Genomic DNA, 12,973 nt, shown 5'->3' with positions numbered 1-12,973 from the left:
TGCACCTAGCCAGGTCCACAGCGCAGGAGCCGACGGTGCGCGTACGTGTCCGATTGTTTGCGTCCTACCGAGAGACGGTCGGCTCGCCGTCGATCGATGTCCATCTGGACGGCGAGGCGACTCCGGAGGCGGTGTGGGCCGCCCTCATCCGACGCTATCCGGCGCTGGCGGGCCTGGCAACGCCTGCTTTCGCCGTGAACGACGAGTACGCGCCGGCCAACCGGCCCTTGAGGGACGGCGAGGAGGTGGCCCTGATCCCTCCGGTCAGCGGAGGCGACATCTACGTGGCGGTGCAGACCGGCCCGATCTCCACCGACGATCTGCTCGAACGCGTGCGGGACCCGGGCGCGGGGGCAGTCGTGCTGTTCTTGGGGACGGTGCGCCAGACCGCCCGCAACGATCAGCGCGTCGTGCACCTCGAGTACGAAGCCTACGAGCGGCTCGCCCGTTCGGAGATGGAGCGCATCGCCCGCCAGATCGCCGAGAGGTGGCCGGTGCTGCACGCGGCGATCGTGCACCGCACGGGGCGGCTCGGCGTCGGCGAGATCAGCGTCGCGGTGGCGGTGTCATCAGCGCACCGCAAGGATGCCTTCGAGGCGGCGAAGTACGCGATCGACACGCTGAAAGTCACCGTGCCGATCTGGAAAAAGGAAGTCTGGGAAGGCGGTGCGGCCTGGGTGGGCACCGACCCGGTGCCGGGTCCGGCCGAGGGCGGGGTGTGACGGCGCTTTAGGGAACGACGATCACCTTTCCGAAGTGCCGGCCGGACTCCAGGTGGGTGTGCGCCTCGCGAATCTGGGACAGCGTGAAGACGCGATCGACGACCGGTCGCAGTACGCCCTGCTCGACGAGCGGCAGCAGTTCGTACAGCTCCGCCTTGCCACCCATCCAGGTGCCGTGGATCGCCAGCGCACGGCCGAAGACGTAGCGCAGATCGGTCTGGCCAACCGGTCCGGTCGTGGCTCCGCAGGTCACCAGCCGCCCTCCCCGCGCCAGCGCCTTTATGCTGGTCTCCCAGCTGGCCTGCCCCACGTGCTCGAACACCACATCGGCCCCGCGCCTACCGGTCAGGCGGCGCACCTCCTCAAGCACGTCCTGGGTCCGGTGATTGACGACGTCGTCGGCGCCCAGCTCGCGGGCTCGTTCGAGCTTCCAGTCTTCCCCAGCAACGGCGATCACCCGGGCGTGGTGCGTCTTTGCGATCTGGATTGCGGCGCTGCCCACGCCGGAGCCCGCACCCCAGACCAGCACGTCCTCGCCCGGCCGCACCCGTGCGTGCGTGACGAGCATGTTCCAGGCGGTCAGAAAGACGAGCGGGAACGCGGCGGCCTGCTCGAAGGTGAGCCCGGCGGGCTTGGGCACGACGTTGGCCTCGGGCACGACAAGCCATTCCGCGTCGGCCCCGTCGCGGTGCTCGCCGACGATCGCATACGCGCGGCAGAGGTTATCACGCCCCGACAGGCACATCCGGCAGTGACCGCAGGATACGCCGGGGTTGACCACGACCTCGTCGCCCGGTCCGACCGAGCTCACCCGGTCGCCGACGCTGTCCACGACGCCCGCGGCGTCGCACCCGAGGATGAGCGGGAGCGGAAACCGCACACCAGGCAGGCCCCGCCGCACCCATAGATCGAGATGGTTCATCGACGCTGCGCGGACCCGGATCCGCACATCGTACGGTCCAACGGCCGGCTCCGGAACTTCTTCGATGCGCAGGACCTCCGGGCCCCCGTGCTCGTGAATGCGAACGGCTCTCATCGATGGCAGGATCGCTCGGACCTGGCCGGCGGGCGCTCCCTACGGCACATTGTCCACGGTGTTCGGGACGACTTACCCGCCGCCCACCGCCGACCGCTCCCTGGCGGCGTTCCGGTACACTTCGATCATGCGCAGGTAGTTGTTGGCGATCCGGTCGGCCGCACCCTCCCGATCCACGGATCCCTCGAGATACCCTTTCACCGCGTCCGACCAGATCGTTCGGCCGATGGCGAATCCGACGTAGCCGCGCACGCCGGCGCCCTGCTGCAGCCAGTGGACGACCGCGTTCTCGTCGGCACCTCGTCCCAGCACGACGCAGGCGACGTCGTCGCGCCTGCCGGAGGTCACCTGGGCCGCGATGCGCTCGCAGTCGTCCCTGCGATCGATCCCCTCGATCTTCCAGACGTCGGGCTCCACGCCGGCGGCCTGCAATTCCGCGATCGCGGTCACCATCAGATCGGGCCGCAGTTCCCTGTCGTAGCGTGCGCGGTCGCCGCCCACCTGCGCGAGCTGATGTTCCTCGGGGGGCACGAGCAGCTCGAACAGGAACTTGCGGCCGCGCTCGTGCAGCCAGTCTGACAGCCGGCGGAGGCGGGACGCCTGGCGCTCATTCAACGCGCCGTCGCCTCCCGGGTTGTAGCGGACCAGCACCTTGGCGAACGTCGGATCGAAGGCTTCGATGTGCTCACCGAACGCCTCTCCGTACTCGAAATCGAACTCGTCCTGTCCGCTCTTTTCGACCGGCATCGCAAAGATGTGACCGGCCGCGCGAGCGGCCCGCGCGATATCGGCTCCGAACTGCTCGTCCACGAGCACGCCTGCGGCGTCGCGAGGCGCACCCAGGGCGATCGCCCGCCGGAACCCTTCGAAGATCACGCTCTTGGCGTCGGAGATCCGCCGGGCGTCTTCGGGCGTCGGCTCGCCTTTGATGCCGGCCATCTTGAGGAACGACCCGCGGTGGTCGAACGCGAGGATGTACAGCGACTCGGTGTATCCCAACGCCACGACGCACCTCCTCGAGGGGAAGTGATCCGGAATGTCTAGGGTCGGTTCGGGGGCTCTTCCTCCAGATCCATACGGACCGCGCCCTCGACCCGGATCCGGTTCTCGCGATACCAGATTATCACGCGATCGGCCGCCAGCCGGCTGTTGCCACGGCGGATGCGGACGTTGCCCTCCAGCACGGCGCGCCCCTCTCGGAAGAACGCCTGCGCGCGGTTCGCCGTGCCCTCCGCCACCTCGAACGTCGCCTGCACGGGACCGCGCATCACGGCGCTCTGCGCGTTGAAGTCGATCGAGACGTCGCGGCCACGCAGGGACCCCTGGTCGGTGCGGATCTCGGAGGGGGCGGCGACGTCGGCGGTGCCCTGGCGCGACCGGTACACCATCCGCATCCCCGTACCGCGGACGTCGGGCGGCAGGAACAGCACGGGGTTCAGACCGGTCTCGGCCACGCCCGTACGCGGATCCAGAGTAAGGCGATCGGCCGTGATGCGGCGGCCGTCCGAACTCAACTGCGCGGCGAGCGCTTCGATGCGCGTCAGTTCCAGGCGCGCCGTGAAGCGGATCACCAGCTCGCGGCTTTGGAGATTTCCTTCCGGCCCCTGACCCCGGACGCCGCCTTCGAGCCGGGCCTCTCCTGCGCGCCGCCGCAACACCATGCGCGGCGCCGTCAGCGTGTATCGGCCGTCGGTCAGGCGCACGTTCACGGCCGTGAGCACGTCGGTGGCGGCCTCGACGTCCACCTGTTCGGCGAAGACGGTGAGCGAACGTGAGGGTGCAGGAGCGCCGCCGACCAGCGCCATCGCGGCGACGACGAGGGCGAAGACTGTTCCGGGGTTGCGGAGGTTCGGTTTCTGTCGGCGCCTCACGGAACCGCAGTCGGCCCGCAGCCGTGACCCGTTGGCGATCACCCCGTCAGCCGACGACCGGTTCGATATCGATCTGTGCCCGCTGCAGACGCCCGCTGTAGTCAATGTACACCGACTTCCACTCGCTGAAGACGTCCAGCACCTGCAGCCCGCCCTCGCGATGCCCGTTGCCGGTCGCGCGGGTCCCGCCGAACGGCAGGTGCACCTCGGCGCCGATCGTTCCGTGGTTCACATATACGATCCCCGTGTGGATCTCCTCGATGGCGCGCATCGCTTTGTTGACGTCGCGCGTGAAGATCGACGCCGACAGACCGTAGCGCACGCCGTTGACCACCGCGATCGCCTCGTCGAGGGAGTCGGCGCGGATCAGATCGGTGACCGGGCCAAAGATCTCCTCCTGGGCGATCCGCATCTGCGGGTGCACCCCGTCGAAGACCGTCGGCCGGAAGAAGTAACCGCGCTCCAGCCCGTCGCCCGTGGCACGCTCCCCGCCGACCAGCACCCGTGCCCCCTCGCTCTTCCCGATGCCGACGTAACGCTCGACCCGCTCCAGCTGGGCGGCGCTGACCAGCGGGCCCACGTCGGTGGTCGGTTCGAGTCCGCTGCCCAGACGCAGCCGCCCGGCCCGCTCGCTCAGCAGGTCGGCGACGTCGGTGTGGACCCGCGGATGGACAACGATCCGGCTGCAGGCCGTGCAGCGCTGTCCGGTGGTGCCGAACGCGCTCCACACGAGCGCGTCGGCGGCTAGCTCCAGGTCGGCGTCGTCCATCACGATCGCCGCGTTCTTGCCACCCATCTCCAAGGACACGCGCTTGCCCTGCTCCGCGCACCGAGCGGCGACCTTGAGTCCGACCTCCGTGGACCCGGTGAATGAGATCAGCGCGACGTCGGGATGGTCGACGAGCGCCGCGCCGACCTCGTCGCCCCCGAGCGTGAGGTTCAGCACACCCGGCGGCAGCCCGGCCTCTTCGAGGAGCTGCACGAACGCCGCACCCATGATGGGGGTCTCCGGAGCGGGCTTGAAGACCACCGTGTTGCCGCACACCAGCGCCGGGACGATCTTCCAGGAGGGGATCGCCATCGGGAAATTCCACGGCGTGATGACGCCCACCACGCCCATGGGTTGGCGCACACAGTACGCGGCCTTGCTCGGCATCTCGCTGGGGGTGGTGTAGCCGTGCAGACGGCGGCCCTCCCCGGCGATGAAGTAGGTCATGTCGATCGCTTCCTGCACGTCGCCGCGCGTCTCCGTGAGGATCTTGCCCATCTCCCTGGTCATCAGGCGCGCGTACTCCTCTTTGCGCCGGACGAGCATCTCGGCCGCGCGGTACAGGATCTCCGCCCGACGCGGCGCCGGCACCTTCCGCCACTTCGGGTAGGCCTCGCGTGCGGCCGCCACCGCGTCCGAGACGTCTTCGGGGCCGGAACGCGCGCACGCCCCCAAGACTTCCCCGGTGGCCGGGTCCAGCGACTCGAAGGTCGCGCCCGACCGCGACGGAACCCATTTTCCCCCGATGTAGTTGTGGTACAGATCGGCCACGCGATCACCCCCCTCGTCCCAGACGGACGCCGGAGTTCACTTTCTGCTCAGGGCTCCGACCCGCTTCTCCTGGAAGCGGCGCGTAGCAGGTGCTCACCGTCGCTGCGGCCCGCTCTCCCCTGACAGACGGCCCGCACGGCTACGGCGCCGCGACCGCTGCTGCCCGCAGCGCCTCGGCCGCTCGCAAGAACGCCGCCACCGCCGGGCTGTCGGGTTCCGCCAACACGACCGGTTCTCCCCGGTCGGCGCACTCGCGCACCCGCGGATCCAGTGGCACCTCCGCCAGCAGCGGAACGCCCAGGCGCTGGGCGAGAGCACGCCCACCGCCCGTGCCGAACGGGTAGACGCGCCCAGCACCCGGCGGGTCGTAGTACGACATGTTCTCGATCACGCCGACGACGCGCATGTTGACCTTTTGAGCCATCCGTGCCGCCCGGGCGGCCACCTCCACTGCCGCCGGCTGCGGTGTCGTCACGACCAGCATCTCGGCGCGCGGCAGCTGCTGGGCGATCGTGATCGAGACGTCTCCGGTGCCCGGCGGCAGGTCGATCAGCAAAGTTTCGACGTCGCCCCAGTGGACCTCGCCGATGAAGGTCACGAGCGCCTTGTGCAGCATCGGGCCGCGCCAGACGACCGCATCTTCCCGGTCCACGAGCATCCCCATCGAGATCGCGCGCACGCCCCAGCGCTCCATCGGGATGATCATCTGGTCGATCACCGTCGGCCGCCCCTCCAGCCCCAGCATCCGGGGAATCGAAAAGCCGTACACGTCCGCGTCGATCAGGCCGACGCGCGCCCCGCGCTGCGCCAGTGCGACGGCCAGGTTCGCGGTGACAGTGGACTTGCCCACCCCGCCCTTTCCGCTCGCCACGGCCAGTACGCGCACCGGGCTGTCGGGCCCCAGAAACGCCGGGGGGCGGTCCGTGGGCTGCGGCCCGCGCAGCTTGGTGATCAGCGCCTGCCGCTGCTCCGCCGACATCACGCCCAGGTTGACGTCCACCGCGCGCACGCCCGGCAGCTGCGCGACGCGTTGACGGATCGACTCCACGATGGTCTCGCGCAACGGACACCCGCTGATCGTCAACAGCGCGTCGACCCGGACCTGTCCATCCCGGATCGTGACGTCGCGCACCATGTCGAGCTCCACGATCGACCGGTGCAACTCCGGATCCTGCACGTCGCGCAGCGCCTCCAGCACCTGCTCGCGCGACGGACCTGGTCTGTGACCGAACATGTCGCCTCCTCGGGGCCGCTGACTCTCTTCCATCGTAGCACCCATGGACGCTACGCGATGCGCACCACGACTCCCTCGTGGGGCCTCAGTTCCAGTGCGTTTCGCTCGCGCCCCTCGCGGTCCATGTGGGTCGACAGCACCACCTCGCCGCCTTCACCCTCCAGCCGGCGCCCGGCGCCGGTCAAGTTCAGCGCCACCAGCCAACGTTGTCGATCCGCAGCCCGCACGAACGCAAACACACCCTGCGGCGCCGTCACGCTCCGGTACGTCCCCTCCAGGAAGGCGACGGATTCCCTCCGCAGGCGCAGAAGCCGGCGCGTCAGGTTCAGCATCGACCGGGGGTCGTCCCGCTGGGCCGCGACGTTGCGCGTGCGGTAGTCGGGATGGACCGGCAGCCACGGCTCAACCACGCTGAAGCCGGCGTACGGTGAGTCGTCCCACTGCATCGGCGTGCGCGCCGGATCCCGCGGTGGGTGGGCCAACGGGTCGCGCAGCCCCGGCAGATCGCGTACCCGGTCTGGCGGCACCTCGGTGCCGGTCATGGCGATCTCGTCCCCGTAGTAGATCGTGGGCGTGCCACGCAGCGTGCACAGCAGCATCGTGGCTACCCGCGCCTGCTCCGAGCCGATCCGTGCGGCCACGCGCGGGCGGTCGTGGTTCCCCAACACCCAGTTCGGCCACGCCCACGGCGGCAGGTGGGCCTCGTAGTCCTCCACGACCGCGCGTACGACCTCCGGGCGCCAATCCCCCAGGGCGCGTTCGACCAATCCGAAGTTGTACGGCAGGTGGCACTCGGGCGTCTGCGGCGTCCCGTAGTAGCGCACGAGCTTCGGATACGGCAGGTAAATCTCGCCGACCATGATCCGCTCCGGCTCGCCGTACGCATCGAGCAGCGCGCGCATGCGGCGGACAATCTCGTGGGTCTCCAGCTGGTCGTCGGTGTAGCAGTGGATCAACCGGTCGCGCGGGCGCATCCCGGGCCGCCACGCAGGGTTGTCCGGTTCGTCCCGGAAGTGGGGATCCTCCACGAGCATCCACAGCACGTCGACGCGGAAGCCGTCTGCGCCGCGGTCCAGCCAGAACCGCATGACGTCCAGCATCGCCTCGACGACTTCGGGGTTCCGGTAGTTGAGGTCGGGCTGCTCGGGCAGGAAGTGGTGCAAATAGTACTGCCCCGTGCGCCGGTCGAGCGTCCAAGCCGGACCTCCGAAGAAGCTGATCCAGTTGTTCGGCGGGCCGCCCCCCGGCGCCGGATCCCGCCACACGTACCAGTCGCGCTTGGGACTGCCTCGGTCGGCGTGCGACTCCACAAACCACGGGTGCCGGTCGGAGGTGTGGTTCGGCACGAGGTCCAGCAGAACGCGCAGCCCGCGGCGGTGGGCCTCCGCAAGGAGCCGATCGAAGTCGGCGAGCGTTCCGAAGGTCGGGTCCACATCGCAGTAGTCGCTGACGTCGTATCCGAAGTCCTTCATCGGCGACCGGAAGAACGGATTGATCCAGACCGCATCGACCCCGAGGTCGCACAGATGGTCCAGGCGCCGGATCACGCCCGGCAGGTCCCCGACGCCGTCCCCGTCCGTATCCTGGAAGGACCGAGGGTAGACCTGGTAGATCGCCGCGGTCTGCCACCACCTGAGGTTCGTTCGCGCCGTCGACATCTCTCGTCGGTCAGGCTCACGGGTGCGGCGCACGCTGCAGGAGGCTCCCTCCTCTCCGAGACTAGCGCGCCCGGACGGCCCGCAACACCCGCAGCGTCCTCGGGCGCACGATCAGGGCGGTTCCGGCAGGCAGCGGCTGAGGGCGACGGCGCGGGCGCTGGGCATCCGTGGACCACACGCGCTCCCACCCCCACTCCCCTGGCGGTTCGGGCAGCACGAACCGACTCGCCCGACCGCCGTTGAAGAGGACGAGGAACGTGCGATCGGTCAGGGGCGCACCGCGCGGGTCGAACTCGTTGAGTGCCTGGCCGCACAGCATCATGCCCACCGCCCGCAGATCCGGATCGTTCCAGTCCTCGGGCGTCATCTCCCGCCCGGCGGGGTGGAACCACGCCACGTCCTTGCAAGGTCCGTTCCCCGCGCCGCGCAGGAAACTGCGGCGACGGAAGGTCGGGTGGCGCCTGCGCAGCGCGATGGCCTGGCGCACGGATTCCAGGAACGCGCGGCGCCGCTCGTCCAGGTTCCAGTCATACCACGACAGCTCGTTGTCCTGGCAATAGGCGTTGTTGTTGCCGCGCTGCGTGCGCGAGAGCTCGTCCCCGCCGAGCAGCATCGGCACGCCCTGCGAGCAGAACAGCGTGGCGATCAGGCTGCGCTTGAGCGTCTCCCGGCACAGCACCACGGGTGTGTCTTCGCTCGGCCCCTCGACGCCGCAGTTGGTGCTGTGGTTGTCTTCGGCCCCATCCCGGTTGTCCTCCAGGTTCGCCTCGTTGTGCTTGCGTTCGTAGCTGACCAAATCCTGCAGGGTGAACCCGTCGTGGGCGGTCACGAAGTTGATCGAAGCGAACGGACGGCGGCCCGACCGCTCGTAGAGGTCGGCACTGCCCGCCACCCGGGTGGCCAGTTCTCCGAGCGTGCCGGCGTCCCCCCGCCAGAACCTCCGAACCGCGTCCCGGTAGCGGCCGTTCCACTCCGCCCAGTACCAAGGGAAATTGCCGATCTGATAGCCTCCGGGGCCCACGTCCCAGGGCTCGGCGATCAGCTTGACGCGCGAGAGCACGGGGTCCTGCTGGATGACCTTGAAGAAGGCTGACAGCATGTTGACGTCGTACAGCTCGCGCGCGAGTGCGGCGGCCAGATCGAACCGGAACCCGTCGACGTGCATCTCGGTGACCCAGTACCGCAGGCTGTCGGTGATGAGCTGGAGGACGTAGGGATTGCCGGGATCCAGCGTGTTGCCGGTGCCGGTGTAGTCGATGTAGTAGCGGGGTTCGTCCGGACTCAGCTTGTAGTAGCTGCGGTTGTCCACCCCGCGAAAGCACAGCGTCGGCCCGAGGTGGTTGCCCTCGCCAGTGTGATTGTACACGACGTCCACGATCACTTCGAGCCCGGCCGCGTGAAGGGACCGCACCATCATCTTGAACTCCCGCACCGCCTCCACCGGCCCGGCGCCGGCCGACGCGTAGGCGGGCTCCGGCGCGAAGTAGGCGAGGGGGTTGTAGCCCCAGTAGTTGGTGAGCCCAGCCTCCACCAGCCGCCTGTCGTCGACATGGGCGTGCACCGGCAGCAGCTGGACCGCCGTCACGCCCAACCGGGTCAGGTGATCGACGATCGGCTCCGAAGCCAGCCCCAGATACGTGCCGCGGATCGACTCCGCCACCTCCGGGTGCAGACGGCTGATCCCCTTTACGTGGGTCTCGTAGATGATGGTGTCTTCCCAGGGGATCTGGGGAGGGCGGTCGTCGGCCCACTCGAACGCGTCCTCGACGACCGCGCCCAGCGGCGCGTACGGCGCGCTGTCGGAGGTGTCGAACGATAGGTCGCCGTTCGGGTCGCCCACCCGGTAGCCGAACAGACTGTCGTGCCAGCGCAGCGGCCGGCCAACCGCCTTCGCGTACGGATCGATGAGCACCTTGTGGTGGTTGAAGCGGTGGCCGGCACACGGCTCGTACAGGCCCCTGACGCGGTAACCGTACAGCTGGCCGGGGCGCAGTCCGGGGACGTAGCCGTGCCAGACCGGTCCCGTCCGCTCGGGCAGGGGCAGTGTGTGGGTGGGTTCGGGGGCGTCGGGGCCGTCGAAGAGGACCAGTTCGACCGCCTCGGCGTGCTCGGAGTACAACGCGAAGTTGACGCCCAGGCCGTCCCAGGTTGCGCCGAGCGGGTGGGGGCGCCCCCGCCACACCCGAGCCCCGCTCACAATCCCTCCCAGCGCAAAAAGACCGCCCCGAGCGGCGGCAGGGTGAGATTCAACGAGTACGGCCGACCGTGGAACGGCACCGGTACCGCGTCCGCACCTCCCATGTTGCCCCAGCCGCTGCCGCCGTAGACTGACGCGTCGCTGTTGAGGATCTCGCGCCAGAACCCGCTGGTGGGCGCTCCCACCCGGTAGTTCGTCCGCGGGACGGGCGTGAAGTTGCAGACGACGATCACCGGCGGGCCGCTCCGTCCCTTGCGCAGGAAGCTGAGCACGCTGTGTGCGCTGTCGTTGGCGTCGATCCACTCGAACCCGCCTGGCTCGCAGTCCAGCTCGTGCAGTGCCGCGTGGGTGCAGTACGCGCGATTCAGGTCGTCGATCCAGCGCTGCACACCGCGGTGCCGGTCGTCGGCCAGAAGGTGCCAGTCCACCGCCGCGTCGTGGTCCCACTCCCTCTTCTGGGCGATCTCGTCGCCCATGAAGAGCAACTTCTTGCCCGGCTGCGCATACATATATCCGAACAGCAGCCGGAGGTTGGCGAAGCGCTGCCAGTCGTCGCCCGGCATCCTGGCCCATAGGGATCCCTTGCCGTGGACCACCTCGTCGTGCGAGAGGGGAAGTATGTAGTTCTCGCCGAACGCGTACAGCATGCGGAAGGTGACCCGGTCGTGGTGGTAGCTGCGGTGGATGGGGTCGTGCGACATGTAGTTGAGCGTGTCGTGCATCCAGCCCATGTCCCACTTCAGGCCGAACCCCAGCCCGCCGACGTACGTGGGCCGCGACACCATCGGCCAGGCCGTCGACTCCTCCGCGATCGTCTGCACATCCGGGTACGCGCGGTACACCTCTTCGTTCAAGCGGCGCAGGAACGCGATCGCCTCCAGGTTCTCCCGCCCGCCGTACTCGTTGGGGACCCACTGCCCTTCGGGGCGCGAATAGTCCAGGTAGAGCATCGACGCGACGGCGTCGACCCGCAGCCCGTCGGCGTGGTAGCGGTCAAGCCAGAACATCGCGTTGCTGATCAGGAAGCTGCGGACCTCGTTGCGGCCGTAGTTGAAGATCGCGCTGTGCCAGTCGGGGTGGAAGCCCCGCCTCGGGTCGGCATGCTCGTACAGGTGCGTGCCGTCGAAGAAGGCCAGCCCGTGCGGATCGTTCGGAAAGTGCGAGGGCACCCAGTCCAAGATCACGCCGATGCCGTTGCGGTGCAGGTGGTCGATGAGGAACATGAAGTCCTGGGGTGTGCCGTAACGGCTGGTGGGGGCGAAGTAACCGGTGACCTGGTAGCCCCACGAACCGTAAAAGGGATGCTCCATCACCGGCAGGAATTCGACATGGGTGAAGCCCCGTTCGCGCACGTACTCGGCCAGACGCGGCGCCAGCTCCCGGCAGGTCAGAAACCGGCCCGAAGGATCGCGCATCCACGAGCCCAGGTGCACCTCGTAGATCGACACCGCGGAATCCAACGCGTTCCTGCGGCGGCGGGACGCCATCCACGCATCGTCGCCCCACGGGTAGTCGAGGGTCCACACGACGGAAGCCGTCCGTGGCGGAGTCTCCGACCGGAAGGCGAACGGGTCCGCTTTGTCGAGAGTGTGTCCATACCGGGAGACGATGCGATACTTGTACAGGGCACCGGGACCGACGTCCGGCACGAACCCCTCCCACACGCCGGAGCTGCCCCGCGGTCGCAGCAGGTGCCGCTCGGCGTTCCAGCCGTTGAAGTCGCCGATCACCGCCACACGCTCGGCGTTGGGCGCCCAGACCGCGAAGACGACGCCCCCGGCGACGGGATGGGCGCCCAGACGTTCGTAGAGGCGGAAGTGGCTGCCCTCGTTGAACAGGTGCAGATCGTAGTCGCTGAGCCAACCGGGTGGCATCGGCTGGTGCGCCGACCCGGTCCGACCGTATCGGGGATCGGCCAACGTATTCCCTCCTGTGGGCCGCGTCCTCCCGCTGGGCGACCCTTTCCCAGTGTATCGGGATCGGCCGATGCCGGGCAGGGTCACCCAAACTCGCTCCCGTAGGATATTCTGATAGCGGTGTTGTAGCCCACGACGAAAGGAGGAAACGACCGATGCCCTACCCCTTCCAGTTGCCCGAACTCGGGTATCCGTACGACGCCCTGGAGCCGCACATCGATGCCCGGACGATGGAGATCCACCACACCAAGCACCACCAGACCTACGTGAACAACCTCAACCAGGCTCTGGAGAAGCACGAGGCGTACCACAAGATGGACGTCGAGGAGCTGCTGGCCCGTCTGTCGGAACTCCCGGAAGAGATCCAGACCGCGGTGCGCAACAACGGCGGCGGTCACCACAACCACACCTTGTTCTGGCGGTGGATGAAACCGGGCGGCAGCAAGGAACCCGGGGGCAGACTGTTGGAAGACCTGAAGGCGACGTTCGCGTCGCTGGACGGGTTCAAAGAGCAGCTCACGAAGGCGGCCCTGGGGCGGTTCGGCTCGGGATGGGCCTGGCTCGTCGTCGACGCGCGTGGTGCGCTGAAGGTCATCTCGACACCGAACCAAGACAGCCCGGTGATGGAGGGCCTCAAGCCGGTCTTGGGCATCGACGTCTGGGAGCACGCCTACTACCTCAAGTACCAGAACCGGCGCGCCGACTATGTGAGCGCCTGGTGGAACGTGGTGAACTGGGACGTCGTCGAGGAGACGTACCAGGCGGCCAGGAAGTAGGTCCCGGAAGTCGCCGTCGCACG

Annotated in this window: 10 protein-coding genes; 2 read left to right on the top strand and 8 right to left on the bottom strand. The window is 68.5% G+C overall.

Going from position 1 to position 12,973, the window contains the following annotated elements:
- Positions 1-35 precede the first annotated feature (35 nt).
- The gene (locus QN163_04520; GenBank protein MDR5683273.1) at positions 36-722 is read left to right on the top strand and encodes a molybdenum cofactor biosynthesis protein MoaE; all 687 of its coding nucleotides are present in this window, start codon (positions 36-38) and stop codon (positions 720-722) included.
- Between the two features lie 7 nt (positions 723-729).
- Here the strand turns inward: QN163_04520 and QN163_04515 are convergent, their stop codons facing one another.
- From QN163_04515 to glgB, 8 genes are all read right to left on the bottom strand, one after another.
- Complete coding sequence (locus QN163_04515) at positions 730-1,758, bottom strand: zinc-binding dehydrogenase (GenBank protein ID MDR5683272.1); 1,029 nt, start codon at positions 1,756-1,758, stop codon at positions 730-732.
- Positions 1,759-1,830: 72 nt separating this feature from the next.
- The gene (locus tag QN163_04510; GenBank protein ID MDR5683271.1) at positions 1,831-2,763 is read right to left on the bottom strand and encodes a DUF2090 domain-containing protein; all 933 of its coding nucleotides are present in this window, start codon (positions 2,761-2,763) and stop codon (positions 1,831-1,833) included.
- A 35-nt stretch (positions 2,764-2,798) separates the two neighbouring features.
- Positions 2,799-3,629: an LptA/OstA family protein gene (locus tag QN163_04505; GenBank protein MDR5683270.1), complete on the bottom strand. Its 831-nt coding sequence runs from the start codon at positions 3,627-3,629 to the stop codon at positions 2,799-2,801.
- A 46-nt stretch (positions 3,630-3,675) separates the two neighbouring features.
- A complete protein-coding gene (locus QN163_04500) occupies positions 3,676-5,169 on the bottom strand; it encodes an aldehyde dehydrogenase family protein (protein MDR5683269.1) in 1,494 nt (497 codons plus the stop codon).
- 139 nt (positions 5,170-5,308) lie between these two features.
- Positions 5,309-6,403 (bottom strand): Mrp/NBP35 family ATP-binding protein, encoded by a 1,095-nt coding sequence (locus QN163_04495; GenBank protein MDR5683268.1) that lies wholly within the window; start codon positions 6,401-6,403, stop codon positions 5,309-5,311.
- 50 nt (positions 6,404-6,453) lie between these two features.
- A complete protein-coding gene (locus QN163_04490; GenBank protein MDR5683267.1) occupies positions 6,454-8,061 on the bottom strand; it encodes an alpha-amylase family glycosyl hydrolase in 1,608 nt (535 codons plus the stop codon).
- Between the two features lie 61 nt (positions 8,062-8,122).
- Complete coding sequence (gene glgX, locus QN163_04485) at positions 8,123-10,258, bottom strand: glycogen debranching protein GlgX (GenBank protein MDR5683266.1); 2,136 nt, start codon at positions 10,256-10,258, stop codon at positions 8,123-8,125.
- The gene (gene glgB, locus QN163_04480; protein ID MDR5683265.1) at positions 10,255-12,132 is read right to left on the bottom strand and encodes a 1,4-alpha-glucan branching protein GlgB; all 1,878 of its coding nucleotides are present in this window, start codon (positions 12,130-12,132) and stop codon (positions 10,255-10,257) included. Before glgB ends, glgX begins: the two co-directional genes overlap by 4 nt.
- A gap of 197 nt (positions 12,133-12,329) precedes the next feature.
- On the opposite strand from glgB, the gene QN163_04475 reads away from it, so the two are divergent.
- Complete coding sequence (locus tag QN163_04475) at positions 12,330-12,950, top strand: superoxide dismutase (GenBank protein ID MDR5683264.1); 621 nt, start codon at positions 12,330-12,332, stop codon at positions 12,948-12,950.
- Positions 12,951-12,973: the final 23 nt, after the last annotated feature.

The organism is Armatimonadota bacterium, from assembly GCA_031432545.1.
Lineage (GTDB): Bacteria > Sysuimicrobiota > Sysuimicrobiia > Sysuimicrobiales > Sysuimicrobiaceae > Caldifonticola > Caldifonticola tengchongensis.
The sequence above is the reverse complement of the archived record's forward strand: the minus strand, read 5'-3'. Positions and strand labels throughout refer to the sequence as shown.